Source organism: Pseudomonas wuhanensis, assembly GCF_030687395.1.
GTDB lineage: Bacteria > Pseudomonadota > Gammaproteobacteria > Pseudomonadales > Pseudomonadaceae > Aquipseudomonas > Aquipseudomonas wuhanensis.
The window spans coordinates 5,171,798-5,198,161 of sequence record NZ_CP117430.1 but is presented as its reverse complement, the minus strand read 5'-3'; the positions used below and the strand labels follow the sequence as shown (position 1 = coordinate 5,198,161).

The window sequence follows — 26,364 nt, the reverse complement described above, 5'->3', positions numbered from 1 at the left end:
TTTCCAGGGGCTTACTCTTCAGTCATTCCGGCGCTGAATCTCGCGCCTTTTTCTACCACTGTCGGTTCATAACAAAACGGGAGCCTGCCCCATGGCTGAAATCCTTTCGCTGCATGACGCGGTAAAGCAGTTCGTCAACGACGGCGATACCGTCGCGCTCGAAGGCTTTACTCACCTGATTCCTACGGCGGCCGGTCACGAAATCATCCGGCAGGGCAAGAAAGATCTGACCCTGGTGCGGATGACGCCCGACTTGATCTACGACCAGTTGATCGGTGCCGGTTGTGCTCGCAAGCTGATCTTCTCCTGGGGCGGTAACCCGGGCGTGGGCTCGCTGCACCGTCTGCGTGACGCGGTCGAAAGGCAGTGGCCGCATGCGCTGGAAATTGAAGAACACAGCCACGCCGACCTGGCCAATGCCTACGTCGCGGGCGCTTCGGGCTTACCGTTCGCGGTGCTGCGTGCCTACGCTGGTTCCGACCTGCCAAAGGTCAACCCGCTGATCAAAACCGTCACGTGCCCATTCACCGGCGAAGTGCTGGCGGCGGTGCCTTCGGTGCGCCCCGACATTACCGTGATTCACGCGCAGAAAGCTGACCGTCAAGGCAATGTGCTGCTGTGGGGCATTCTCGGCGTGCAGAAAGAAGCCGCGCTGGCCGCCAAACGCTGCATCGTCACCGTCGAAGAAATCGTCGACGACCTCAATGCGCCGATGAACGCTTGCGTGCTGCCGACCTGGGCCTTGAGCGCGGTCTGCCACGTACCAGGCGGCGCGCATCCGTCCTACGCCCACGGTTACACCGAGCGCGACAACCGCTTCTACCAGGCCTGGGACCCGATTGCCCGCGACCGTGAAACCTTCACCGCGTGGATCAATGAGTACATCCACGGTTGCGCTGACTTCAGTGAGTTCCAGGCCAAGCTGGCCGCTGCTTCGGAGGCCAAGTAATGACTTACACCACCAATGAAATGATGACTGTTGCCGCCGCCCGCCGTCTGAAAAACGGTTCGGTGTGCTTCGTCGGTATCGGCCTGCCGTCGAAAGCCGCCAACCTGGCACGTCTGACTTCCTCGCCAGACGTTGTCCTGATCTACGAATCGGGTCCGATCGGTGCCAAGCCGAGCGTATTGCCACTGTCGATCGGTGACGGTGAGCTGGCGGAAACCGCCGACACCGTCGTCCCGACCGGTGAGATTTTTCGCTACTGGTTGCAGGGCGGGCGCATTGACGTCGGTTTTCTCGGCGCCGCGCAAGTCGACCGCTTCGGCAACATCAACACCACGGTGGTGGGTGACTACCATCAGCCGAAAGTTCGCCTGCCGGGTGCCGGTGGCGCGCCGGAGATCGCCGGTTCCGCCAAGAGCGTGCTGATCATCCTCAAGCAGTCGGCGCGTTCCTTTGTCGACAAACTCGACTTCATTACCTCGGTCGGCCATGGTGAGGGTGGGGATTCACGCAAGCGTCTCGGCCTGCCGGGCGCCGGTCCTGTTGGCATTATTACCGACCTGTGCATCATGGAGCCTGAAGCCGGCACCCATGAATTCGTGGTGACCGCGCTGCATCCAGGCGTGACCCGCGAGCAAGTGATTGCTGCCACCGGTTGGGCAATTCGTTTTGCCGATCAGGTGGAAAATACCGCCGAGCCAACCGAGGTCGAACTAACCGCGCTGCGCGATCTAGAAGCCCGCACCGCGGCGGCCCACGGCCAAGCACCTGGAGAAGCCTGATGCGTGACGTTTATATCTGCGACGCCATTCGCACCCCCATCGGCCGTTTCGGCGGTGGCTTGTCGGCGGTTCGCGCCGATGACCTTGCCGCCGTGCCGATCAAGGCGTTGATGGAACGCAACCCGTCGGTGGACTGGAACGCGGTGGACGAGGTGTTCCTCGGCTGCGCAAACCAGGCCGGCGAAGACAACCGCAACGTGGCACGCATGGCGTTGCTGCTGGCAGGCCTGCCGGAAACCATTCCAGGTGTGACCCTCAATCGCCTGTGCGCTTCGGGCATGGACGCAATCGGCACAGCATTCCGGGCCATCGCCAGTGGCGAGATGGAGCTGGCGATCGCCGGCGGCGTCGAGTCCATGTCTCGCGCACCGTTCGTGATGGGCAAGGCTGATGCGGCGTTCTCGCGCAACATGAAGCTGGAAGACACCACCATCGGCTGGCGCTTCATCAACCCGTTGATGAAAGCCCAATACGGCGTGGATGCGATGCCGCAGACCGCCGATAACGTGGCCGACGACTACCAGGTGTCCCGCGCCGATCAGGATGCGTTCGCCCTGCGCAGTCAGCAACGCACGGCCGCCGCGCAAGCCGCAGGATTTTTCGCCGAAGAAATCGTCGAAGTGCGCATTGCCCACAAGAAGGGTGAAAGCGTCGTCACGCAGGACGAGCATCCTCGCGCTGATACGACACTGGAAACCCTGGCCAAACTCAAACCGGTCAACGGCCCGGACAAAACCGTCACCGCCGGCAACGCTTCCGGCGTGAACGACGGTGCGGCGGCGTTGATTCTGGCCTCCGGCGACGCGGTGAAGAAACATGGCCTGACTGCCCGCGCTCGCGTGTTGGGCATGTCGAGTGCCGGTGTCGCACCCAGGGTGATGGGCATCGGCCCGGTGCCAGCGGTGCGCAAATTGACTGAGCGCCTGGGTTTGGCGGTCAGCGATTTCGACGTAATCGAACTCAACGAAGCCTTCGCCAGCCAGGGCTTGGCCGTGCTGCGTGAACTGGGATTGGCGGATGACGCGGCCCAGGTCAACCCGAACGGTGGCGCCATTGCCTTGGGCCATCCGCTGGGCATGAGCGGTGCACGCCTGGTACTGACCGCGCTGCATCATCTGGAAAAAACCGGTGGCAAGAAAGGCCTGGCGACCATGTGCGTCGGTGTCGGCCAGGGTCTGGCCTTGGCGATCGAACGGGTCTGACACGCTGACTGTGAATTAAAAGCGTCGACTAATAAGAACTGAGGAAAGCGCAATGACTGACAAACCTGGTTACCGTCGCCCGCAGGCGGGCACTCAGCCGGAATACCTGCACCCTCCTTATCAATCCACCAACCTTCGCTCGCCGTCCAAGCCGTTGGTGTTTTTGCCTCATTCGCTGTCGGAAATCACCGGCCCGACCATTGGCGCCGAGCGCATCCAGGAGCAGGACAACGACCTGACTGCCCAGCACTCGGGCGAACCACTGGGTGAGCGGATCATCATTCACGGCCGTGTGCTGGATGAAAACGGTCTGCCGGTACCGGGCATTCTGGTGGAAATCTGGCAGGCCAACTCTGCCGGTCGCTACGCCCATGCGCGCGACCTGCACGACGCACCGCTGGACCCGAACTTCACCGGCACCGGCCGTACGGTGACCGACGCCGATGGCTGGTATCAGTTCCAGACCATCAAGCCTGGCGCCTATCCGTGGGGTAACCACCACAACGCCTGGCGCCCGGCGCACATCCATTTCTCACTGTTCGGGCCGAGTATTCTCACGCGCCTGGTGACCCAGATGTATTTCCCGGGCGACCCATTGCTGGCCTACGACCCGATCTACAACTGCGTGCCCGATACCAGCGCCAAAGAGCGTCTGATCGCCAGTTTCGATCTGGAAAAAACCATCCCTTCCTACGCCCTCGGTTATCGCTGGGACATCGTCTTGCGCGGCCGCGATGCCACGCCGATGGAGAAATAAGATGACGCTGAACGCGACCACGTCCCACACCGTCGGGCCGTATTACCACATTGGCCTGACCTGGCTGAACCGCGAAGACCTGACCGTCGCACAGACCCTCGGCGAGCGCGTGGCAATCACCGGGCAAGTCGTCGATGGCAACGGCGACTTCGTCAACGATGCGATGCTCGAAGTCTGGCAGGCCAACGCCGCCGGCAAGTACGACCATCCCGAAGACGATCAGGACAAACCCCTGGACCCGAACTTCGAAGGGTTTGGCCGGGTGCCGGTGGATGCAGAAGGGCGCTTCCGCTTTACCACGATCAAGCCGGGCACAGTGGAAGGCCTGAAGGGCACGACCCAGGCGCCGCATTTGGTGGTGCTGGTGTTTGCTCGTGGGTTGGTGAAGCACTTGCTGACGCGGATTTACTTTGATGGCGAACCGGCTAACGTGGCGGATCCGCTGCTGGAATGCGTGCCTGCCGAACGTCGCAGCACCTTGCTGGCGAAAAAGGATGCGGCGGGTGTTTATCAGTGGAATGTGATTCTGCAGGGGACGGATGCCGAGACGGTATTTTTTGATTATTGATTGAACGCCACAAAACCTGTGGGAGCGGCGGTGCGGCGATCCGACTTGCCCGCGATAGCGTTGGGTCAGTCACCATTAATGCTGGATGTGACTCAGTCATCGCGGGCAAGCCCGCTCCCACAGGGATAGCATTGCCCAATTGTGGAATGGGTTTGTTGCAAAGTGTGCCTAGACTCGAAATTGTTCACTGGTACGTGACGGTGATGATGGCGGTGGCGTTCCTGTTCAGCCTGCGTCTGCCGAAACAGGCGAAGTATTTGCAAAACGACCTTTGATCTTTACGCGGGGGCCTGACCGGCCCACGCCTGCAAGGACTGTTTATGAACCAGCGACCGGGCAATCAATTGTTCGATGCCTACTTCACGGCACTCGACATGCGTGACGTGTTCTGCGATCAGGGCCGGGTTCAGGCCATGCTTGATTTCGAAGCGGCACTGGCCCGGGCCGAGGCGCGGGTTGGCCTGATTCCGCAGACGGCTGTCGCGTCTATCGAAGCGGCATGTCGGGCCGAGCATTACGACTTCGCCGCGCTTGGTGAGGCGATTGCCACGGCGGGCAATTCGGCAATTCCGCTGGTCAAGGCATTGGGCAAGCAGATCGCCAAGGACGATGCCGAAGCCGAGCGTTACATGCATCTGGGCGCGACCAGCCAGGATGTAATGGACACCGGTCTGGTGCTGCAACTGCGCCGTGCGCTGGAATTGATCGAAGCTGATCTGATGCAGTTGGGGGAAACCCTCGCGACCCAGGCCTGGCGTTACGTCGCCACCCCATTGGCCGGACGCACCTGGTTGCAACACGCGACGCCCGTCACCCTCGGCATGAAAATCGCCGGTTGGTTGGGGGCGGTGACGCGCAGCCGTCAGCGTCTGCTGGAACTCAAACCGCGCCTGCTGGTGCTGCAATTCGGCGGTGCTTCCGGCACCCTCGCGGCCCTCGGCGAGCAGGCGATGCCGATTGCCGAAGCCTTGGCCGCAGAACTGCAACTGACCTTGCCGGATCAACCCTGGCACACCCAGCGTGATCGTCTGGTGGAGTTTGGCGCGGTGCTTGGGTTGATCGCCGGCAGCCTCGGCAAACTCGGCCGCGACATCAGCCTGTTGATGCAGACCGAGGCCGGCGAAGTGTTCGAACCTTCGGCACCAGGCAAGGGCGGTTCCTCGACCATGCCACACAAACGCAACCCGGTGGGTGCGGCGGTGTTGATCAGTGCGGCAACGCGGGTGCCGGGTTTGCTCTCGACCTTGTTCAGCGCGATGCCGCAGGAACACGAGCGCAGCCTGGGCTTGTGGCATGCCGAATGGGAAACCCTGCCGGAGATCTGCTGCTTGGTGTCAGGCAGCTTGCAGCAAGCGCTGTTGGTGGCCGACGGCCTGGAAGTGGATGCCGACCGAATGAAGCGCAACCTCGACCTGACCCAGGGCCTGGTGCTGGCCGAAGCCGTGAGCATCGTGCTGGCGCAACGGGTCGGTCGCGACACCGCGCATCATCTGCTGGAGCAATGCTGCAAGCGCGCCGTGGCCGAGCAACGTCATCTGCGCGCGGTACTCGGCGACGAGCCGCAGGTGACTGCCGAGCTGTCGGACGCTGAACTCGATCGTCTACTGGACCCCGCCCATTACCTCGGTCAGGCCCATACCTGGGTCGAGCGAGCGGTGGCTGAACATTTTGCGTTGACTGCCTGAAGGAGACTGCTGTGGCATTCGTACAACTCGCCGAGGGCGAACTGCACTACCAAATTCAAGGGCCGCAACTCGATGGACCGGCGGATGCGCCGGTGCTGGTGCTGTCCAACTCACTGGGCACCGACCTGCACATGTGGGACGCGCAGATCCCGGCGTTCACCGAGCATTTCCGGGTGCTGCGTTTTGATACCCGGGGTCACGGCAAATCGTTGGTGACGCCGGGGCCGTACAGCATCGATCAGTTGGGCCGCGACGTGCTGGCGCTGCTGGATGCCTTGCACATCGAACGCGCGCATTTCTGTGGCTTGTCCATGGGCGGGTTGATCGGTCAATGGCTGGGGATCAATGCCGGCCAGCGTTTGAACAAACTGATCGTGTGCAACACCGCGGCGAAAATCGGCGATCCATCAGTGTGGAATCCACGGATCGAAACCGTGCTGCGCGATGGCGCGGCGGCGATGGTCGCCCTGCGCGATGCGTCGATTGCGCGCTGGTTCACCCCGGACTTTTCCTCGGCCAATCCGGCCGCGGCGAAGCAGATTACCGACATGCTCGCGGCCACCTCGCCTGAAGGTTACGCGGCCAATTGCGCGGCGGTACGTGACGCCGATTTCCGCGATCAGTTGTCTTCGATCAAGGCGCCGCTGCTGGTGATCGCCGGCACTGAAGACGCGGTCACGCCGCCGTCGGGCGGGCATTTCATTCAGGAACATGTGCGGGGCGCCGAGTACGCGGAGTTCTACGCCGCGCACCTGTCCAACGTCCAGGCCGGCGCTGCGTTCAGCGACCGGGTACTGGCGTTTTTGTCAGCTCATTGAGGGGATTGTTGTGGACGAGAAACAACGTTACGACGAGGGCATGAAAGTCCGTCGCGCAGTGCTCGGTGACGCCCACGTCGACCGCAGCCTGAGCACGCTGACCGAGTTCAACTCGGAGTTCCAGGAGATGATCACCCGCCACGCCTGGGGCGACATCTGGACCCGCCCGGGCTTGCCGCGCCACACTCGGAGCCTGATCACCATCGCCATGCTGATCGGCATGAACCGCAACGAAGAACTCAAACTGCACCTGCGCGCCGCCGCCAACAACGGCGTGACCCGCGGCGAGATCAAGGAAGTGATCATGCAGAGCGCGATCTATTGCGGCATCCCGGCGGCCAACGCGACCTTCCACCTGGCCGAGTCGGTTTGGGATGAGTTGGGGGTTGAATCGCGGGAGTGACTGTCCACCACAAACCCTGTGGGAGCGGGCTTGCTCGTGAATGCGGTGAATCAGCTTGCATCAATGCTGAATGTTAAACCGCTTTCGCGAGCAAGCCCGCTCCCACATTGGGTCTGTGTTTACAGCAGACTGATCGGATAGCTGACGATCAACCGATTCTCGTCGAACTCGTTGTTGCTGAAGTCGCGGCGGATGGTCGAGTTGCGCCATTTGACGTTGAGGTTTTTCAGCGTGCCGCTCTGAACCGTATAGCCCAGTTCGCTTTCGCGGCCCCATTCCTTGCCGTCGCTGGTGGTTGCGGTGTGTACGTTGTCGCCGCTGATGTAGCGGTTCATCAACGTCAGGCCCGGCACGCCAAGGGCGGCGAAGTTGTAGTCGTGGCGCACTTGCCAGGATTTTTCCTTGGCGTTGTCATAGCTGGCATTGTAACTGTCGTTGGCCAGGGTGCCGCCGCTGGTGCCGTTGACCCGCATCCAGGCGCTGTCCCCGGTGAGTTTTTGCAGGCCGACGTAGAAGGTGTTGCCACCGTATTTGGCCGAGAACAGGCCCGACCAGGTCTTGTTGTCCAGCTCGCCAGCCCGGGCGCTGCCGTCATCCTTGCCGTAGAAGAACCCCAAATTGGCGCCGAATGTCCAGTCGCCCAGCGGTTGGGTGTGGATCAGGTTGACGTATTGCTGGCTGTAGATGTCCTTGAGTTGCGCGTTCCACAGGCCGATCTGAGTGCGCTTGTCGTTGAAGGCATATTCGCCGCCCTGGAAGTTGAAGCGATCTGACGTGAATGCTGCTTTGCCGGTCATCGACATGTCATTCATGCTGCTGTCGTCGCGCGGGCTGTTGGCGCGGAACTGGCCGCCGTAAAGCGTCAAGCCGTCGATTTCCTTCGAGGTGATCTGGCCGCCACGGAAAGTTTGCGGCAGCGAGCGACCATCGTCTGAACGCAGGATCGGCAATACCGGCATCCATTCGCCGACCTTCACTTCGGTCTGAGACAGCTTGGCCTTGAACGCCACATTGGTACGACCGAAATTGTCCGCCGGGCGACCGTCGTGGTCCAGCGGCAACAACTGCGTACCGCCGGTGCCTTTGCCGCCGTCGAGCTTGACCGAATACAACCCCAGCACGTCCATGCCGAACCCGATGGTGCCCTGGGTGAACCCGGACTTGGCATCGAGGATGAAACTTTGCGTCCACTCTTCGGCCTTGCCTTGAGCCTTGGTCGGGTTGGTGAAGTTACGGTTGATGTAGAAGTTGCGCAGGTTCAGATTGACCTTGGCACCTTCGGCAAAACCGGCTTCCTCGGCCATGGCGGGCAGGGCCGCACCGGCCAGTGCGATGGCGATCAGGCTGGGAAAGAAATACTGCGTGGAAGTCGTCATGGGCTCGGGTCTCTCTAATTCTTGGAGGTGAAACAGGGCGGTGCCGCAACGCTGGGGTTGCAGACAAAAGATTCGAATTCAGAAAAGCGGGGCGAAGTCAGCCGGACAGGGCAGGGCGCGGGGACATGGTGTCGAACCTGTTGTTATTGGTTTTGTACGACAGATGGTGAGGGAAACGGACTAAATGGTTCAATTGGGGGAGGGCGGGTTCTGGGCGATTATCGAACAGCAAAAAATCTAAAGATCTAAAGATCGCAGCCAACAAAAAGCCCACCAATCGGTGGGCTTCGTGTTTACCGCGCTATCAGAACAACTTCATCTTCGGCGCTTCTTCTTTCAGCGGCTCGTTCTTCGCCGTCTGTTCATTCCAGCCACCACCCAACGCCTTGTACAGATTGACTGCGCTGGTCAGCTGCGCCAGACGGTCGGTGATCAGCGCTTGTTGGGCACTGAACAGCTGGCGCTGGGCGTCGAGGAAGGTCAGGTTGCTGTCGACACCAATGCGGTAGCGACGCTCGGCCAGACGGTAGTAGTCCTGGTTGGCGCTGACGAAGTCACGCTGAGCCTGCAACTGCTCGGTGTAGGTCTGGCGTGCGGCCAGGCCATCGGCGACTTCCTGGAAGGCCGTTTGAATGGACTTCTCGTAGTTCGCCACGCCGATGTCTTTCTGGATCTTGGAGTAATCCAGGCTGGCGCGCAGGCTGCCGGCGTTGAAGATCGGCAGGTTGATCTGCGGCTGGAACAACCAGGTGCCCGAACCGCCCTTGAACAGACCGGACAGGTCCGGGCTCAGGGAGCCGGCATTGGCGGTCAGGCTGATGCTCGGGAAGAACGCAGCCCGTGCCGCGCCGATGTTGGCGTTGGCAGCCTTGAGGTTGTACTCGGCCTGAAGGATGTCTGGACGGCGTTGCAGCAAGTCCGACGGCAGGCCGGCCGGCACTTCGCTCAGCAGGTCGTCCGACAGTGGCTTGGCCGCTTGCAGATTGGCCGGGATACCGGTGCCGAGCAGCAATACTAGGCTGTTTTCATCCTGGGCGACCTGACGGGTGTATTTGGCCAGTTGTGCACGGGCGTTTTCCACCGAGGTGCGCGACTGGGCCAGATCCAGCGCCGAGGCTACACCCACTTCGTTGCTGCGCGAGGTGAGCTTGTAGCTCTCCTCATAGGCGCCGAGGGTTTCCTGGGTGAGTTTCAGCAGCTCTTTGTCAGCCTGCCAGGTCAGGTAGGCATTGGCCACGCTGGCCACCAGACTGATCTGCGTGCTGCGGCGTGCTTCTTCGGTGGCGAAGTACTTCTGCAGGGCTTCTTCGCTCAGGCTGCGCACACGACCGAACAGGTCGAGCTCATAGGCGCTGATGCCGACAGTGGCCGAGTAGGAGCTGCTGATGTTCGCTTCGCCAGTTTGCGAGGCCCGTGCCGGAACCCGCTGACGGCTGCCGCTGCCGGTAGCCGAAACAGCCGGGAACAGGTCGGCGCGCTGGATGCGGTATTGAGCCGCATAAGCGTCGATGTTCAGTGCCGCGACGCGCAGGTCACGGTTGTTCTCCAGTGCGGTCTGAATCAGCTGTTGCAGCGCCGGGTCGTGGAAAAACTGCTTCCAGCCCTGTTCGGCGGCAGCCTGGTTGGGCGCCTGGGCCGGCGAATACGCCGGGCCTTGCGGGTATTGGCCCGCCACCGGTGCTTCAGGTTGCTGATAATCGGGTATCAGCGAGCAGCCGCTCAGCACGAAGGCGGCGACTGCGATGGAGAGTAGCGACTTGCTCATTAGCCAGCCTCTTTAGAAGGTTCAATAGCGTCGTCATCTTGGTCGGCGATTTTGCGCTGACCCATGGACGACACGGTGACAAAGAACAATGGGACCCAGAAGATCGCCAGCACAGTGGCCGTGATCATACCGCCAATCACCCCGGTACCGATCGCATGCTGGCTACCCGAACCGGCGCCCGTGGAAATGGCCAGTGGTACCACGCCGAGCACGAACGCGAGCGAGGTCATGATGATCGGTCGCAGACGCATGCGGCAGGCTTCGATCGCGGCATCGCGCAAGCTACGTCCTTGCTCATGCAGTTCCTTGGCGAACTCGACGATCAGAATGGCGTTTTTCGCCGCCAGACCGATCGTGGTCAACAGCCCCACCTGGAAGTACACGTCGTTGGACAGGCCGCGCAGGCTGGTCGCCATCAGTGCCCCGATGATCCCCAGCGGTACCACCAGCATCACCGCGATCGGGATCGACCAGCTTTCATACAACGCCGCCAGACACAGGAACACCATCAGCAGCGACAAGGCGTACAACGCTGGCGCTTGCGAGCCGGACAGACGTTCCTCGTACGACAGGCCGGTCCAGGAAATACCGACACCGGCCGGCAGTTTCTTGGCCAGGGCTTCGACTTCGGCCATCGCTTCACCGGTGGAATAGCCTGGCGCCGGGGCACCGAGGATTTCCATCGCTTCTACGCCGTTGTAACGGGCCAGTTTCGGCGAACCGTAGATCCACTCACCCTTGGCGAACGCCGAGAACGGAACCATGGTGCCGGCGCTGTTGCGCACGTACCACTTCTTCAGGTCCTCAGGGCTCATGCGAGCGCCAGGCAGGCCTTGTATGTAAACTTTCTTCACACGACCGCGGTCGATGAAGTCGTTCACATAGCTACTGCCCAGGGCAATCGACAGGGTGTTGTTGATGTCGGTGAGGGTCACGCCCAGGGCGCTGGCCTTCTCATCGTCGATTTCCAGCTGGTATTGCGGCTCGTCGTTCAGGCCGTTAGGACGGACTTGCGACAGGACCTTGCTTTGCGCCGCCATGCCGAGGAACTGGTTACGTGCCTCCATCAGCTTTTCGTGACCGATACCGGCGCGGTCCTGAAGGAATACGTCGAAACCGGTGGCGTTACCCAGTTCCAGTACCGCCGGTGGCGCGAAGGCAAACACCATGGCGTCGCGGAAGGTAAAGAAGTGCTGTTGAGCACGGGCCGCCAGTTTGAACACGCTGTTGTCGGCGTTACGTTCTTCCCATGGTTTGAGCATGATGAACGCCATACCCGAACTCTGACCACGGCCGGCGAAGTTGAAGCCGGTCACGGTAAACACCGAGGCCACCGCATCGCCTTCGCCGCCATCCTTGCTCGGACGCAGCAGGAATTCGCGCATTTCGTCCACGACCACTTGCGTGCGCTGGGAGCTGGAACCAGCCGGTGTCTGCACCTGTGCAAACAGTACGCCCTGGTCTTCTTCCGGCAGGAACGCCGTTGGAATACGAGTGAACAGCCAGATCATGCCAACTACGATGATCAGGTACGCCAGCAGATACGGAGCCTTGTGCGCGAGCATGTTGCCCACGCCGCGCTCGTAGCTTTTGACGCCACGGTCGAAGCTGCGGTTGAACCAGCCGAAGAAGCCGCGTTTCGGCGTGCCGTGCTCACCTTTCGGAATCGCCTTGAGCATGGTGGCGCAGAGTGCCGGGGTGAAGATCAACGCTACCAGTACCGACAGGGCCATGGCCGAAACAATGGTGATCGAGAACTGCTTGTAGATCACACCGGTGGAGCCACTGAAGAACGCCATCGGCAACAGTACCGCCGACAGAACCAGGGCAATACCGACCAGGGCACCCTGGATCTGCCCCATGGATTTCTTGGTGGCCTCCTTGGGTGACAATCCTTCTTCGCTCATGACCCGTTCGACGTTTTCCACCACGACGATGGCGTCGTCCACCAGCAAGCCGATGGCCAACACCATACCGAACATGGTCAGGGTGTTGATGCTGAAACCGAACGCCGCGAGGATCCCGAATGTACCCAGCAATACCACCGGCACGGTCATCGTGGTGATGACGGTGGCGCGGAAGTTTTGCAGGAACAGGAACATCACCAGGAACACCAGCACGATCGCTTCGACCAGGGTTTCAACCACACCCTTGATCGACTCGGTCACCACCGGGGTGGTGTCGTACGGGAACACCACTTCCATCCCTTCCGGGAAGAACGGCTTGAGGGTGTCAATGGTATTGCGCAGGGCTTTTGCGGTGTCGAGGGCGTTGGCGCCGTTGGCCAGTTTCACCGCCAGACCGGAGGCCGGAGCGCCGTTGAACTGGGCGCTGATCGAGTAGTTTTCGCCACCCAGACCGACTTCCGCAACGTCGCCGACACGCACTTGCGAGCCGTCCTTGTTGACCTTCAGCAGGATCGCCTTGAACTGCTCGGCGGTCTGCAGACGAGTCTTGCCGATGATCGTCGCGTTCAGCTGTTGGCCGGGCAGGGCAGGCAAACCGCCGAGTTGACCGGACGAGACCTGGACGTTCTGTGCCGCGATGGCGGTTTTTACGTCCACCGGGGTCAGGTTGAAGTTGTTCAACTTGGCCGGGTCGAGCCAGATCCGCATCGCGTACTGGGCACCGAAGACCTGGAAGTCACCGACACCGGCCGTGCGCGAAATCGGGTCCTGCATGTTCGACACGATGTAGTTGGACAAGTCGTCCTTGGTCATGCTGCCGTCACGCGACACCACGCCGATGACCATCAGGAAGTTTTTCACCGACTTGGTCACGCGGATGCCCTGTTGCTGCACTTCTTGCGGCAACAGCGGGGTGGCCAGGTTCAGCTTGTTCTGGACCTGAACCTGCGCGGTATCGGAGTTGGTGCCCTGCTCGAAGGTCGCGGTAATGGTCATGTTGCCGTCGGAGTTACTTTCCGACGAGACATAACGCAGGTTGTCGATACCGTTGAGCTGTTGCTCGATCACCTGCACCACGGTGTCCTGCACGGTTTGTGCAGATGCGCCCGGGTAGGTCACCGAGATGGCAATGGCCGGAGGCGCAATGCTCGGGTATTGGTTGATCGGCAGTTTGAGAATCGATAGAGCCCCGACCAGCATAATCACCAAGGCAATCACCCAGGCGAAAATCGGACGGTCGATAAAAAATTTCGACATGGTTTACTCCCCTTTGCCGCCGACAGCTGTGTTAGCTGCCTGTGCGGGGGCCGGGCTCTTTGCGCCAACGTTAGTGGCTTCAGTGGCCTTGACTTCAACGCCAGGTCTGACGAATTGCAGCCCTTCGGTGATCACGCGATCGCCGGCCTTCAGACCGTCTTCAATCAGCCATTGGTTACCGACGGTGCGGCTGGCCTTGAGCTGACGCAGTTCGACCTTGTTGTCCGGACCGACGACCAGCGCGGTCGGAGAGCCTTTGAGGTCGCGGGTCACGCCTTGTTGCGGGGCCAGAATCGCCGCGCTGTCCACACCGGCCTGCAGCTGGGCGTGAACGAACATACCCGGCAGCAAGGTGTGATCAGGATTCGGGAACACGGCACGCAGGGTCACGGAGCCGGTGGTCTGGTCAACCGAAACTTCGGAGAACTCGAGCTTGCCGTCCAGCGTGTACTGGCTGCCGTCTTCGAGAGTCAGCTTGACCGCGGCGGCATTATCGCCAGCCTTTTGCAGGCGACCGCTTTCCAGTTCGCGGCGCAGCTCAAGCAGCTCCACCGAAGACTGGGTGACGTCGACGTAGATCGGGTCCAGTTGCTGAATGACGGCCATGGCGTCGGTCTGGCCGCTGCTGACCAGTGCGCCTTCAGTCACCGAAGAACGGCCGATGCGACCAGAGATCGGTGCGTAAACCTTGGTGTAGCGCACGTTGATCTGCGCGGTCTGCAGGGACGCTTCCGATTGCAGGCGGTTGGCCAGCGCGGTGTCGTATTCCTGACGGCTGACAGCCTGTTCGTCGACCAGTTGCTTGTAGCGGTCGGAGATCGACTTGGTCGAACGCAGGTTGGCTTCGGCGCTTTTCAGGGTCGCGTCATAGACCGACGGGTCGATCTGATAGAGCTGCTGACCGGCCTTGACGTCGCCGCCTTCCTTGAACAGTCGCTTGAGAATGATGCCGTTGACCTGTGGGCGAACTTCGGCAATGCGGAACGCACTGGTGCGCCCCGGAAGTTCGGACGTCAGGGTGAAGGCTTGAGGTTGCAGGGTTACGACGCCGACCTGAGGGGCTGGTGCGGCTGGTGCCGCCTCTTCCTTTTTACATCCGCTGAGCAGCGATGCCAGGGCGACGGCAGTAACCAGAGCGGTAACAGCTGGCTTGAATTGCATGAAGATCCTCGGGTCAGGCGCGCAATTGCGCACAAGAAAGGTGGAAGGTTAAAAAATTTCTACCGGGTGGATAAGTAGCTTGCTAAGGAATATACTTACGTTCATGGTTGTTTGTAAAGGCCTTGGCGGTGTACCTACATGGTTACAAAAGCCGTTCAAAGGTTTGAATTGTAGGCCTGATGAGACGCCCAAGAGCGCTCGCCCCACTTTTATTCAGCTGATATTCAGACATCGCTGAAGCACCCCTGATTGAGGTTTTACTGCCATGGTCCGTCGTACCAAAGAGGAAGCTCAAGAAACCCGAAGCCAGATACTCGAAGCGGCAGAAAAGGCCTTTTACGAGCGGGGCGTGGCGCGCACGACGCTGGCGGATATCGCTACTCTGGCCGGCGTGACACGCGGGGCGATCTACTGGCATTTCAGTAACAAGGCGGATCTGGTGCAGGCGATGCTCGATACCTTGCATGAGCCCCTGGATGAAATGGCCAAGGCCAGTGAAAGCGAAGATGAACTCGATCCGCTGGGTTGCATGCGCAAACTGCTGATTCATTTGTTTCATCAAGTTGCCCTGGACCCGAAAACCCGACGCATCAACGAGATTCTGTTTCATAAGTGCGAATTCACCGATGAAATGTGCGATCTGCGCCAGCAGCGCCGGACGGCCAGTCTCGATTGCAATGTGCGGATCGCTCTGGCCCTGAGTAATGCGGTGAATCGCGGGCAGTTGCCGGAAAACCTCGACACTGCCCGCGCGGCCATCAGCCTGCATGCGTACATCGATGGCATTCTGTATCAGTGGCTATTGGCTCCCGACAGTTTTCAACTGCACACCGAAGCCGAGCGCTGTGTCGATACAGGGTTGGATATGCTGCGCTTGAGTCCCAGCCTGCGCAATTGAAACAAAATGCGTAATTGGATCCATTTGTGTCAAGACTTGGGGCGGGGAAATGTCCCTGCTTCACTCGCCTTTCTGTGATGGGGTGCTTTTATATACGTACGGTTGCCAGGTTGATAGGTAGCGAGCTACGTATTTTGTAGGGATTTTGTGTCGAGTGTGTGAATGAATGTTAACAACCCGGGCTACAAGGGCGCCGAGCAGCCGATAAAGGGTATCGCGCTGATCTGCCTGGCGGTTTTGTTGTTCGCCAGTCACGACACGTTGTCCAAGTACCTGTCCGGGTTTTATCCGATCGTGATGGTGGTGTGGGCACGCTACGTGGTGCACACCTTGTTGATGCTGGTGATTTTCGTGCCACGCAGTGGTTTCTCGGTGGTAGTGCGCACCAAGCGTCCGGGTTTGCAATTGTTACGCGCCCTGTGCCTCATCGGCACGAGCCTGTTTTTCACTACCGGCCTGCGTTACATCCCCTTGGCTGAAGCCACCGCCGTCACTTTTCTTGCTCCTTTATTAGTGACCGCGTTGTCCGTACCGTTGCTGCATGAGCGGGTAACCCGCAATCAGTGGCTGGCGGTGGTGGGTGGATTTGTCGGCGTGTTGATCGTCGTGCGGCCCGGCGGTGCGCTGTTCACCCCGGCGATCTTGTTGCCACTGTGCTCGGCCTTGTGTTTTGGCTTCTATCAATTGCTCACCCGCCTGCTCAGCGGTATCGACAGCCCGACCACCAGCAACTTTCTCACCGGCATTCTCAATAGCCTGATCATGACTGCGCTGTTGCCGTTCTTCTGGAGCACGCCGACGCTGCTGCATAGCCTGTTCATGATCGGGTTGGGCACTTGCGGCATGCTCGGTCACATGCTGCTGACCCAAGCCTTCCGCCATGCGGCACCGGCGATGCTGGCACCGTTCAGTTACGGGCAGATTCTGTTTGCCGGGATATACGGGTATTTGATCTTCGACCATACCCCGGACAGCTTTGGCGTGATCGGTATCGCGGTGATTTGCCTCAGCGGTCTTGCGGTCGCCTGGGGGCAGCGCAAGCGCTGACAAGAGCGCAGCCTTCGGACAATCCTTTGATCTTCCATTCCATACGCAAAAGCCCCGGCTCTTTCGAGTCGGGGCTTTTGCATTTCAATGGCGCACGTTACAACACCGGGTAGTCGATGTAACCGACTGGACCCTTCGCATAGAACAGCTCCGGACGCGCCTCGTTCAACGGCGCATCGGCCTTCAAGCGCGCCGGCAGGTCCGGGTTGGCGATAAACGGCACGCCGAAGGCGACCGCATCAGCCTTGCCGCTGGCCAGCCACTCGTTGGCGCTGTCCTTGGTGAAGCGTTCGTTGGCGATGTACGGGCCGCCGAAGGCTTCTTTCAGTTGTGGGCCGAGACTGTCGCCGGCTTCTTTCTCGCGCGAGCAAATGAAGGCAATGCCACGCTTGCCCAGTTCGCGAGCGACGTAGGTGAAGGTCTCGGACAGGTTGTCATCGCCCATGTCATGGAGGTCGGCACGTGGTGACAGGTGCACACCCACGCGGCCCGCGCCCCAGATTTCGATGGCGGCATCGGTCACTTCCAGCAACAGGCGCGCACGGTTTTCCAGGGAGCCGCCGTAGTTGTCGGTGCGCTGGTTGGTGCTGCTTTGCAGGAACTGGTCGAGCAGGTAACCGTTGGCGCCATGGATTTCCACGCCGTCGAAACCAGCGGCCTTGGCGTTTTCGGCACCCACGCGGTAAGCGTCGATGATGTCGGCGATTTCAGCGGTTTCCAGTGCGCGCGGGGTTGGGAAGTCGGCCAATGGACGAACCAGGCTGACATGACCCTTAGGCTGGATGGCACTCGGTGCGACCGGTGCTTCGCCGTTCAGGTACAAGGGGTGGGAAATCCGGCCCACGTGCCACAGTTGCAGGAAGATTTTGCCGCCAGCACCGTGGATCGCTTTGGTCACGTTGCTCCAGCCGCGCACCTGGTCGTTGGACCAGATACCGGGAGTGTCCGGGTAGCCCACGCCTATCGGCGTGACCGACGTGGCCTCGCTGAGGATCAGGCCGGCAGAGGCACGTTGCACGTAGTACTCGGCCATCAGCGCGTTCGGCACACGGCCTTCGTCGGCGCGGCAGCGGGTCAGCGGTGCCATGATGATGCGGTTGGCCAACTCGAGGTCGCCCAGTTTGATCGGATCGAAAATAGTCGTCATGAAGTAGCTCTCTTTTAGCGATCAGTTAGTAGCGGGGGCCAGCTCGGCATCGCCGCTCTGACGGAAAGTAATCAGGGTCACCAGCAGGGCGAGCACCGCCAGTGCGGCGGCCGCAAGTGGCACGCGGGTCAGGCCGAAACCGTGGGCGATGACGCTGCCGCCGACCCAGGCACCCAGCGCGTTGCCAACGTTGAAAGCGCCGATGTTCAGGGTCGACACCAGGTTCGGTGCCGCCTTGCCGTAGGTCACCACGTTCACTTGCAGGGCGGGTACGGCGGCAAAGCAAGCGGTGGCCCAAAGGAACAGGGTGATTTCGGTGGGGATCACGGCAATGCTGGTCCAGGTCAGCACGGTGGACACGACCGCCATGGTGATGAACACACCGATCAGCGTCGCAGCCAGGCTTTTGTCAGCCAGCTTGCCGCCAATGATGTTGCCGACCGTCAGGCCCAGGCCGATGAGCATCAAGGTCCAGGTCACGCCGCGTGGCGAGACACCGGTGACCTCGCCCAACAGAGGGGCGACATAGGTGAACAAGGTGAAGACCGAGGCGGCGAACAATGCAGTCATGCTCAACGACAACCAGATGCCGGCGCCTTTGAGGGCGCGCAGTTCGGCGCGCATGTCGAGTTTCTCTTCGTCGCGTTTGGCCGGCAGGAAGCGGATCAGGCCGATCAGCGCAATCACACCGATCACCGTCACCGCCCAGAAGGTCGAACGCCAGCCAGCTTCCTGACCGAGCGCGGTGCCCAGCGGCACGCCAAGGACGTTGGCCAGGGTCAGGCCGGTGAACATCAAGGCCACGGCTGACGCACGTTTGTTGGCCGGCACCAAACCGGCCGCCACCACCGAACCGATGCCGAAGAAGGCGCCGTGACACAGCGCGGTGACCACACGGGCAAACATCAAAACGTTGTAGTCACTGGCCAGGGCGCAGAGCAGGTTGCCGATGATGAAGATGCCCATCAACGCTACCAATGCGGCCTTGCGCGGCAGTCTGGCGGTGGCCAGTGCCATGAACGGTGCGCCGATGGCCACGCCTAGGGCGTAACCGGTCACCAGCCAGCCGGCGCCTGGGATCGACACACCAAGATCAGCCGCCACCTCGGGCAACAGGCCCATGATGACGAACTCGGTGGTGCCGATGGCGAAGGCGCTCAAGGCCAGAATGAGTAGCGAGAGGGGCATTGTCAGTTCCTTGTCGGAGCGCTGAGCTCCTTGACGATGGCATCGAGGAACGCCTGAATCACGTCCTCGTTGCGTTTGAAAAAATGCCATTGACCGGCCTTCTGGCTGCTGATCAATCCCGCCCGTTGCAAGGTCGCCAAATGGGCGGACACGGTCGACTGCGACAGGCCGCAGCGTTGATCGATCTGTCCGGCGCAGATGCCGTACTCATGGTTGTGGAGTTGTTCCGGGAACTGGACCTTGGGGTCTTTCAGCCAGATGAGGATGTCTCGGCGTACTGGGTGTGCCAGCGCTTTTATTATTTCGTCGAGGTCGATGGTCATGATTGGGGCTCGTGATGAGTAAAACGCTATATCGCGATGAGGCGAACTTTAAATCGGTACTTCGCGATATACCAATATGATTTTGGTCTGATGACCGCATGAATCTGTATATCGGGTTATAACGATATGGATGGCACGGTGTTAAGCTGCGCGCATGAACTATCTCGCACATCTGCACCTCGGTGGCCAGCGCCCCGGTCAAATGCTCGGCAGTCTGTATGGCGATTTCGTCAAAGGGCGGCTGCAAGGGCAGTTCGATCCGGAGATCGAGACGGCCATTCAGTTGCATCGCAGCATCGACGTGTTTACCGATCGCCATCCGCTGGTGGACATCGCCTTGTCGCGGTTTTCCATCACGCGCCGGCGTTACGCCGGGATCGTGCTCGATGTGTTTTTCGACCACTGCCTGGCGCGGGACTGGGAGTTGTATGCCGACCGTCCGCTGGGGCAGTTCACCTCGGATGTTTACCGGGTGCTGTTGGCCGAGCCGCAGTTGCCGGAGCGCCTGGCGAAGATTGCGCCGCACATGGTGGCCAATGACTGGTTGGGGGCTTATCAGGAGTTCGAAGTGCTTGAGCAGGTGTTGCGCGGGATTTCGCGCAGGTTGACCCGGCCGGAGGAGTTGGCGCGGGCGATGCAGGAATTACGGGTATTGTATGAGCCGTTGAGCGAGGATTTCCGGTTGTTCTATCCGCAGTTGCAGGACTTTGCCCAAAACTATCCAACTACATAAATAACCGTGGGAGCGGGCTTGCCCGCGATTGCGGTATGTCATTCAACATCATCGTTGAATGTTTAGCCGCCATCGCGGGTAAGCCCGCTCCCACAGGGAGTTGTGATTAAGCAGCAATAGCCGGGCGCATCGGGATTTGCTGCGTTTCCGGAATCGCCCCAAACAACGCCCTTTGCACCGCCTGCTGCGCTTCGAACGCCAGCGCCGCACGCTCCCGGTCCTGGCACTCGATCGGTTTGAGCAGGTGAATCTCCACTTCACCCCGATCATTGGCGAACAAGCGCATCAGGTGCGAGAGCAAATCATCATCGCCAATGAACGGTGCCAGGGTATCGAGTTCGCCATCGCGCAGATAACGAATCGCCACCGGTTGCAGCGCCACTTCGGAATCGATCGCCGCGGACAGCAAACGACCATGAAACGTGCGCAGCGAACGGCCATCGGTGGTGGTGCCTTCGGGGAACATCAGCAGCGGATGTTCCTGCTCCAGATGACGGGTCATTTGTTTGCGGATCAGCTGACTGTCGCCTGAACCACGGCGAATGAACAGGCTGCCCGCCTTGGCCGCCAACCAGCCCGCCACCGGCCAGGTGCGCACTTCGGCCTTGGACAGGAACGACAGCGGCGTGAGCATGCCCAGCAATGGGATGTCGGTCCAGGACACGTGATTACTGACCCAGAGCATCGGCGCCTTCGGCAACTCACCATGCACGGTCACGCGAAAGGGCAGGGCATTGCTCAGCCGCGCCATGAAAAACCGCGACCAGCGCTGGCGACGGACCATCGAATGGGCAATCCCCAGTCGCTCGAACAAACCGAACACACTGGCCATGCTCAAGCCCAGCGTCACCACCAAAAGCACTCGCGCAACTCGCGCGTACACCCGCAAGCGGCTCATTACACAGCCGCCTTGAAGTGCTTGGCGTAGCGCGGGCAGAGCTCGTCGCGCTTGAGCAGGATGAACACGTCGGCCACCTGGAAGTCTTCGTCCCAGCATGGTTCGCCGCAGATTTTCGCCCCCAGGCGCATGTAGGCCTTGAGCAGTGGCGGCATTTCGGCGATGACGTTCGATGGAATTGCCAGCGTCGGCAATGGTTTCTTCGGCTCGGCCCGCAGGTGTTCGGTGCACAGGTAACGTTCGCGCAAGCGTTGCATGATCGCGTGGGCCTGAATGCCGCCGTCCTGCATCGGTATGCTCGCGCACCCCATCAAATAGCTGTAGCCGCCCTGGTTCAGCACTTCCGCCAGCTCACCCCAGAGCACGGCGATAGTGCCGCCGTTGCGGTAGGCCGGGTCGACGCAGGTGCGACCGATTTCCAGGATCGGGCCTTTCAAATGGACCAGGCCATGCAGGCTGAATTCTTCTTCACTGTAGAACTTGCCCAGGCTGCTGGCGGCCGTGTGGTCGAGCAAACGAGTGGTCGCCACCAGGCGCCCGGTGTTCAAGTCACGTACGCCGATGTGGGCGCAGTGAACATCATAGTCATCCATGTCCAGACCCAGCTCCGCGCCTTTCAGCTTGGCGTTGAATTCGCCGCTGAACACGTTGAAGCGCAAGGCCTGGGCTTCCTGCAACGCCTCGGTGCCCACCAGGCGTTCGGCTTGCAGGCGGCGTTCATTGCCGGTGTCGCTGATGCGGGCGATCTGAGTCATTGTGAGTCTCCGTACGGGCTGGCCACCCGTCTAGGGTTGCAGCCGATCGACTTTCTTTATGCAGCCGTGTTGTGCAAAGTCAGGCTATGTAGCCCCGGTGTCATCGCCATGAAGCTTTGGTGATGCTTATATGACAGCCCACGAGGAGCCTCTTATGCCCTGGCAATCTCTGTTGAACCGCCGCGATCGTCTGCCCGCCAACCCGGACCTGGGCGAAGGCTTTGCAACCTTGTTGCAACAGTTGGGCGCGGTGACGCCGTTCGAACTGGCGGTGGTCGGTGGACGGCTGATGGCGACACCGGGGCTGGCGTTTCTGGTGGGTTATCAGGCGGCTTTGCGCATGCTCTGGCCGAGCGCGCCGCTGAGCCTCGGCGCGTTGTGTGCGACCGAACAGCGCAGTTTGCGGGTGGCGGACATGCAGACCAGGTTGCGCGATCTGCGCCTGAGCGGGCGCAAGGATTTCGTCACCGCCGGCGATGCCGCCGACTGGTTGCTGGTGGCTGCTCGCAGTGAAGAACCCGGCGAAGTGCCGCGCTTGAACCTTGCGGTGGTTTACCCCGGCGAACCGGGTGTACGTCTGGAAAAGCTCGCGCCGATGCCACTGATGCCGGACATAGGCCACGGCCGGTTGTTTCTCGACAACGCACTGTGTGAATTGCTGGCGGGGGATGGTTGGGATGCTTACGTCAAACCGTTCCGAACCCTGGAAGACATCTATGTGCTGAGCGCCATGACTGCGTGGCTGTTCGGCGTTGGCCAGGACAGCGACTGGCCGCAAACCTTGCAACTGCGCTTGCTGGCGCTGCTGGCCGGGTGCGCGGAAGTCAGCCGCCAGGCGCCGAACAATCCGGCTGGGCATGTGTTGCTGGGCGGGTTGTTTGCGCAGTTCGATGGGCTCAAGGCTGAAGTGAATCAGGCCCTGGCCGATGGCCCGCCAGAATGGGCGGCGATGTGGCAGCGCGATCAGAGCGTGATGGATTTAGCGGCCGGGGCGCGGGGGAAACGGTTGGCCAAGGCGTTGGCGGGATTGTCGTAAGGCTGAAGGGACCCTTCGCGGGCAAGCCCGCTCCCACATGATCTGCGCCGTACACAATATTTTGCACACCAGAGATCCTTGTGGGAGCGAGGCTTGCCCGCGATGGCGGCCTTATTGGCGACACAAATCCCGGAACTGTCATCAACCTCGACTAGGCTCTGCAGGTTCATCCCTCCGAGCGCCCCTCATGTTCAAAGGCTTGTCCCTGATTTTTATGCTGCTGCTCAGCCTCGCGGCCCACGCCGAAAACTGGCCGGCCGAGCAATGGTCGCCCGGCCCGAAAGTCACCGGCCCGGCACTTCAAACCCTGGAAAACTACGCCTTCCCGCCCCGCGACGATGCCACTCACCAAGGCATTCGCACCGATGCCTTGCTGGTAATCCGCGACGGCCAACTCGTCTACGAACGCTACGCCGGCCCGACCACTGCTGAAACGCCGCACCTGACCTGGTCGATCAGCAAAAGCCTGATGGCCGCGGTGCTCGGCGTGGCCTATGGCGAAGGGCTGTTCAAACTCCAGGATCCGGTGCAGAAATTCTATCCACCGCTGGAAAAACACCCCGCCATGACCATGGCCGACCTGCTGCACTGGGCCTCCGGCCTGGACTGGCAGGAAGACTACGAATACGCCCCATTGAAGTCCTCGGTGGTAGCCATGCTCTACACCCGTGGACACCGCGACATGGCCGCATTCACTGCCGAGCACGACGAGTACGCCAAACCCGGTCAGGCATTCCGTTACTCCAGCGGCGACAGCAACCTGCTGTCCGCCGCGCTGAAAACCATCGTTGGCCCGGCCCGTTATCCGGATTATCCATGGACCGCGCTGTTCGAACCTTTGGGGATTCGCAGTGCGGTGTGGGAAGCGGATGCCACGGGCACGTTTGTCGCATCGTCCTACGTCTATCTCACTGCCCGGGATCTGGCGCGGGTCGGCCTGTTGATGGCGCGCGATGGTCGTTGGCGTGAGCGGCAATTGCTGCCCAAAGATTGGGTCGACTTCAGCCGCGAGCCTTTCGCCCGCTATCAAGCCAACCAGGATGAAGCGGTGCCCGGCGGGCATTGGTGGCTCAATCGTGCGGTGGAGGGCGCAACCCAACCCTGGCCCGCCGCCCCCGCCGACACCTTCGCCGCGCTGGGCCATTGGGGCCAGGCGATGTACGTGATTCCCAGCGAAAAGCTGGTGATCGTGCGCTACGGCGATGATCGCGATGGAAGTTATCGGCACAACGAATTGCTCAACCTCGCGCTCAAGGCATTTGCCGTGAAGGTGCAGCCATGAGCCGCCGCAGTTTTATTCGTCGTCGGCCGTTCAGCACGCTGTTGCTGGTGCTGCTGATCGCCTTGCTCGGCTGGGTCTGGCAGGAACGTGTGGCGCTGTGGGCCTTCCCCGACATCATCAGCGCCTACACCGCCAAGGAATACTGCTCGTGCCGTTATGTGATGAATAATTCGGCCGAGTATTGCCAGGGTTATGTGAAGCAGTATTTGCCCACCAGCGGTTTCGTCGATGACGCCGCCAGCAAGCAGGTGACGGTCGACGGGATGGGGCGCAGCAATAGCGCACAGTGGATCGGCGAGCGCCAAGGCTGCCGCCTGCAACCCTGACAGTGGTCAGTTTTTTGTGGCGAGGGAGCTTGCTCCCGCTCGGCTGCGCAGCAGTCGTAATGCCAGCGGCCGAGGTCTGACTGGAAGAACTCATTGTCTGATTTTGGGAGCGCTTCGCACTCCAGCGGGAGCAAGCTCCCTCGCCACCAAGGTCGGGTTGGAGTAACAGAAAGTTTGCAACCTGTCTCAGGGCGGTTAAGGTTCGCTCAGGTTTATCTGCCCATGAGTCTCTATGTTCAACCGCTTTGTCTGCAAAACCCTCGCCTTCCTGCTGCTGGCCGGTGTCACCGTGTCGGCCCAGGCCAATTGGTATCTGGATGGCGAGTCTTCGCGGCTGTCGTTCATCAGCACTAAAAACGCCAACATCTCCGAAGTGCAGCGCTTTCTGGTGCTGCACGGCAAGGTCGATCCCAAAGGCCTGGCGCAGGTAGAGGTTGAGCTGGAGTCGGTCAACAGCGGCATACCGCTGCGCGACGAACGCATGCGCAAGGAACTGTTCGAGATCCAGACGTTCCCTGAAGCGCTGATTACCACGCAGATCGATCTGCGGCCGATCAACGACCTGGCGCCGGGTGCGCAACTGGAGCTGCGCCTGCCGCTGACCGTCAACCTGCATGGCAAACAACACCAATACAACGCCGAACTGTTGGCGACCCGTCTCGATGACCGGCGCTTTCAAGTGGTGACCCTTGAGCCTTTGGTGATCAGCGCTGAAGATTTCGACCTGGCTCCGGGCCTGGAAAGCTTGCGCAAGGTTGCCGGTTTGTCGGCCATCAGTCTGTCGGTGCCGGTGGGTGCGGTGCTGATTTTCACGGCGCGCTGAGATGCGTGGCGCAATTTTCCCGTGGCGCGAAGGCAACCGCTTTGAACTGCTGATCGATGGTCCGCAGTTTTTTCCGCGAATGCTGGTGGCGATTGCCCGCGCCGAAGAACAAGTCGAACTGGAGCTGTATCTGGTGGAAGCGGGGGCTTGCGCCGAGGCCATGGTCCAGGCGCTGGTCCAGGCGGCCGAACGCGGCGTGCGGGTGCGTTGCCTGTTCGATGACTATGGCAGCCTGGCCTTTACCCTGACCTTGCGTCAGCGCCTGACGGCCGCCGGTGTCGAGTTGCGTTTCTACAATCGCCTGAGCTGGCGCCGTTGGGTGGGTAACTTCTATCGCGATCACCGCAAGCTGCTGCTGGTGGATCAATGCCTGGCGGTAGTCGGCGGCACCGGTGTCACCGATGAGTTCTGGACGCCAGGCGAAGACACCAGCGAATGGCACGAAGTGATGGTGGAAATCGTCGGCCCGTTGGTGATCGACTGGCAGTTGCTGTTCGACCGCCAATGGATCGCCAACCGCTATCGCCGCGCCTGGAAACCCGCTGCGCACTTCGGTTTGCCGCGCTTGCCGCGAGTGCCGGCCATGGGCGGGGGCATGGGCCGAGTCGCCTATGCCGACGCCCGCCAGCACCGCGATATTCTGCAATCACTGGTTCGCGCGCTGAACAGCGGCCAGCGGCGAATCTGGCTGGCCACGCCGTATTTCCTGCCGACGTGGAAAGTCCGCCGCTCACTGCGCCGGGCGGCGGCTCGTGGTGTCGATGTGCGTCTGCTGCTGACCGGGCCGCGCACCGATCACCCGTCGGTGCGCTACGCCGGGCATCGTTACTACCCGCGTCTGCTCAGGGCCGGGGTGAAGATCTTCGAATACCAGCCGTGTTTCCTGCACCTGAAAATGGTGTTGATCGATGACTGGGTGAGCATCGGCTCATGTAATTTCGATCACTGGAATCTGCGCTTCAATCTGGAGGCCAATCTTGAGGCACTGGACCCTGGGCTGACTCGAGCGGTGGCGGCGAGTTTCGAGAATGACTTTGCCTTGAGCCAGGAAGTCAGTCTCGAGGCGTGGAAGCGCCGACCGTTGTGGCGGCGGGTCAAGCAGAGGGTGTGGGGTTGGGTGGATCGGCTGGTGGTGAATCTGCTGGATCGGCGCGGATAGTTGTCACACTAAAAAACACTGTGGGAGCGGGCTTGCCCGCGATGGCGGCCTGACAGTCAACAATGATGTTGAATGTGATGGCCTCATCGCGGGCAAGCCCGCTCCCACAGGTTTTTGCAGTG

General features: G+C 60.8%; 25 protein-coding genes. 16 read left to right on the top strand and 9 right to left on the bottom strand.

The window, feature by feature from the left end:
- The first annotated feature begins 91 nt into the window (after positions 1–91).
- The 8 genes from PSH88_RS24060 (at position 92) to pcaC (ending at position 7,161) form a co-directional block, all read left to right on the top strand.
- Positions 92–949 (top strand): CoA transferase subunit A, encoded by an 858-nt coding sequence (locus PSH88_RS24060; protein WP_018926877.1) that lies wholly within the window; start codon positions 92–94, stop codon positions 947–949.
- On the top strand, positions 949–1,728 hold the full coding sequence (locus PSH88_RS24055) for a CoA-transferase subunit beta (protein WP_305423063.1): 780 nt from the start codon (positions 949–951) through the stop codon (positions 1,726–1,728). The genes PSH88_RS24060 and PSH88_RS24055 overlap by 1 nt, the downstream gene beginning before the upstream one ends.
- Complete coding sequence (pcaF, locus tag PSH88_RS24050; protein ID WP_305427050.1) at positions 1,725–2,930, top strand: 3-oxoadipyl-CoA thiolase; 1,206 nt, start codon at positions 1,725–1,727, stop codon at positions 2,928–2,930. Before PSH88_RS24055 ends, pcaF begins: the two co-directional genes overlap by 4 nt.
- 52 nt (positions 2,931–2,982) lie before the next feature.
- Positions 2,983–3,687 carry a protocatechuate 3,4-dioxygenase subunit beta gene (pcaH, locus tag PSH88_RS24045; protein ID WP_305423062.1) on the top strand — a complete coding sequence of 235 codons (705 nt, stop codon included), beginning with the start codon at positions 2,983–2,985 and terminating at the stop codon, positions 3,685–3,687.
- Position 3,688: 1 nt separating this feature from the next.
- The gene (gene pcaG, locus PSH88_RS24040; RefSeq protein ID WP_192344303.1) at positions 3,689–4,255 is read left to right on the top strand and encodes a protocatechuate 3,4-dioxygenase subunit alpha; all 567 of its coding nucleotides are present in this window, start codon (positions 3,689–3,691) and stop codon (positions 4,253–4,255) included.
- A gap of 320 nt (positions 4,256–4,575) precedes the next feature.
- Positions 4,576–5,940, top strand: coding sequence for a 3-carboxy-cis,cis-muconate cycloisomerase (locus PSH88_RS24035; RefSeq protein ID WP_305423060.1), 1,365 nt, complete (start codon positions 4,576–4,578; stop codon positions 5,938–5,940).
- Positions 5,941–5,951: 11 nt separating this feature from the next.
- Positions 5,952–6,758, top strand: coding sequence for a 3-oxoadipate enol-lactonase (gene pcaD / locus PSH88_RS24030; protein ID WP_305423059.1), 807 nt, complete (start codon positions 5,952–5,954; stop codon positions 6,756–6,758).
- 10 nt (positions 6,759–6,768) lie between these two features.
- A complete protein-coding gene (pcaC, locus tag PSH88_RS24025; protein ID WP_205887454.1) occupies positions 6,769–7,161 on the top strand; it encodes a 4-carboxymuconolactone decarboxylase in 393 nt (130 codons plus the stop codon).
- Between the two features lie 119 nt (positions 7,162–7,280).
- Here the strand turns inward: pcaC and PSH88_RS24020 are convergent, their stop codons facing one another.
- The 4 genes from PSH88_RS24020 to emhA form a co-directional block, all read right to left on the bottom strand.
- Positions 7,281–8,537, bottom strand: coding sequence for an OprD family porin (locus PSH88_RS24020; RefSeq protein ID WP_305423056.1), 1,257 nt, complete (start codon positions 8,535–8,537; stop codon positions 7,281–7,283).
- A 304-nt stretch (positions 8,538–8,841) separates the two neighbouring features.
- Complete coding sequence (gene emhC / locus PSH88_RS24015; RefSeq protein WP_305423054.1) at positions 8,842–10,302, bottom strand: efflux RND transporter outer membrane subunit EmhC; 1,461 nt, start codon at positions 10,300–10,302, stop codon at positions 8,842–8,844.
- Positions 10,302–13,466 (bottom strand): efflux RND transporter permease subunit EmhB, encoded by a 3,165-nt coding sequence (gene emhB, locus PSH88_RS24010; RefSeq protein WP_305423053.1) that lies wholly within the window; start codon positions 13,464–13,466, stop codon positions 10,302–10,304. Before emhB ends, emhC begins: the two co-directional genes overlap by 1 nt.
- A gap of 3 nt (positions 13,467–13,469) precedes the next feature.
- Positions 13,470–14,627 carry an efflux RND transporter periplasmic adaptor subunit EmhA gene (gene emhA / locus PSH88_RS24005; protein WP_305423051.1) on the bottom strand — a complete coding sequence of 386 codons (1,158 nt, stop codon included), beginning with the start codon at positions 14,625–14,627 and terminating at the stop codon, positions 13,470–13,472.
- Positions 14,628–14,892: 265 nt separating this feature from the next.
- On the opposite strand from emhA, the gene emhR reads away from it, so the two are divergent.
- Together emhR and PSH88_RS23995 are read left to right on the top strand one after the other, a co-directional pair.
- A complete protein-coding gene (gene emhR / locus PSH88_RS24000; RefSeq protein ID WP_038979269.1) occupies positions 14,893–15,525 on the top strand; it encodes an efflux system transcriptional repressor EmhR in 633 nt (210 codons plus the stop codon).
- Between the two features lie 162 nt (positions 15,526–15,687).
- Positions 15,688–16,572, top strand: coding sequence for a DMT family transporter (locus tag PSH88_RS23995; protein WP_305423050.1), 885 nt, complete (start codon positions 15,688–15,690; stop codon positions 16,570–16,572).
- Between the two features lie 97 nt (positions 16,573–16,669).
- Here the strand turns inward: PSH88_RS23995 and PSH88_RS23990 are convergent, their stop codons facing one another.
- From PSH88_RS23990 to PSH88_RS23980, 3 genes are read right to left on the bottom strand one after another with little or no spacing between them, the layout of a single operon-like run.
- Positions 16,670–17,719 (bottom strand): alkene reductase, encoded by a 1,050-nt coding sequence (locus PSH88_RS23990; protein WP_192344313.1) that lies wholly within the window; start codon positions 17,717–17,719, stop codon positions 16,670–16,672.
- Positions 17,720–17,740: 21 nt separating this feature from the next.
- Positions 17,741–18,907 (bottom strand): MFS transporter, encoded by a 1,167-nt coding sequence (locus tag PSH88_RS23985; RefSeq protein WP_007903798.1) that lies wholly within the window; start codon positions 18,905–18,907, stop codon positions 17,741–17,743.
- A 2-nt stretch (positions 18,908–18,909) separates the two neighbouring features.
- Positions 18,910–19,230 carry an ArsR/SmtB family transcription factor gene (locus PSH88_RS23980; protein ID WP_030132713.1) on the bottom strand — a complete coding sequence of 107 codons (321 nt, stop codon included), beginning with the start codon at positions 19,228–19,230 and terminating at the stop codon, positions 18,910–18,912.
- 154 nt (positions 19,231–19,384) lie between these two features.
- Between PSH88_RS23980 and PSH88_RS23975 the strand changes: the two genes are divergently transcribed.
- Complete coding sequence (locus tag PSH88_RS23975; protein WP_305423048.1) at positions 19,385–19,963, top strand: acyl carrier protein phosphodiesterase; 579 nt, start codon at positions 19,385–19,387, stop codon at positions 19,961–19,963.
- A gap of 106 nt (positions 19,964–20,069) precedes the next feature.
- On the opposite strand, the gene PSH88_RS23970 is transcribed toward PSH88_RS23975, so the two are convergent.
- Both PSH88_RS23970 and olsB read right to left on the bottom strand, forming a co-directional pair.
- A complete protein-coding gene (locus PSH88_RS23970; protein WP_305423047.1) occupies positions 20,070–20,861 on the bottom strand; it encodes a lysophospholipid acyltransferase family protein in 792 nt (263 codons plus the stop codon).
- The gene (gene olsB, locus PSH88_RS23965) at positions 20,861–21,616 is read right to left on the bottom strand and encodes an L-ornithine N(alpha)-acyltransferase (protein ID WP_305423045.1); all 756 of its coding nucleotides are present in this window, start codon (positions 21,614–21,616) and stop codon (positions 20,861–20,863) included. Before olsB ends, PSH88_RS23970 begins: the two co-directional genes overlap by 1 nt.
- Positions 21,617–21,770: 154 nt before the next feature.
- On the opposite strand from olsB, the gene PSH88_RS23960 reads away from it, so the two are divergent.
- From PSH88_RS23960 to PSH88_RS23940, 5 genes are all read left to right on the top strand, one after another.
- On the top strand, positions 21,771–22,652 hold the full coding sequence (locus PSH88_RS23960) for an acyl-CoA dehydrogenase middle domain-containing protein (protein WP_305423044.1): 882 nt from the start codon (positions 21,771–21,773) through the stop codon (positions 22,650–22,652).
- Between the two features lie 187 nt (positions 22,653–22,839).
- Positions 22,840–23,934, top strand: a complete 1,095-nt coding sequence (locus PSH88_RS23955) for a serine hydrolase domain-containing protein (protein WP_305423043.1) — start codon at positions 22,840–22,842, stop codon at positions 23,932–23,934.
- Positions 23,931–24,260 (top strand): amidase, encoded by a 330-nt coding sequence (locus tag PSH88_RS23950; protein ID WP_305423042.1) that lies wholly within the window; start codon positions 23,931–23,933, stop codon positions 24,258–24,260. Before PSH88_RS23955 ends, PSH88_RS23950 begins: the two co-directional genes overlap by 4 nt.
- Before the next feature lie 232 nt (positions 24,261–24,492).
- Entirely contained in the window at positions 24,493–25,083 is a 591-nt protein-coding gene (locus PSH88_RS23945; RefSeq protein WP_201059816.1) for a YceI family protein, read from the top strand.
- A gap of 1 nt (position 25,084) precedes the next feature.
- The gene (locus tag PSH88_RS23940) at positions 25,085–26,242 is read left to right on the top strand and encodes a phospholipase D-like domain-containing protein (protein WP_305423041.1); all 1,158 of its coding nucleotides are present in this window, start codon (positions 25,085–25,087) and stop codon (positions 26,240–26,242) included.
- The last annotated feature ends 122 nt before the right edge of the window (positions 26,243–26,364 follow it).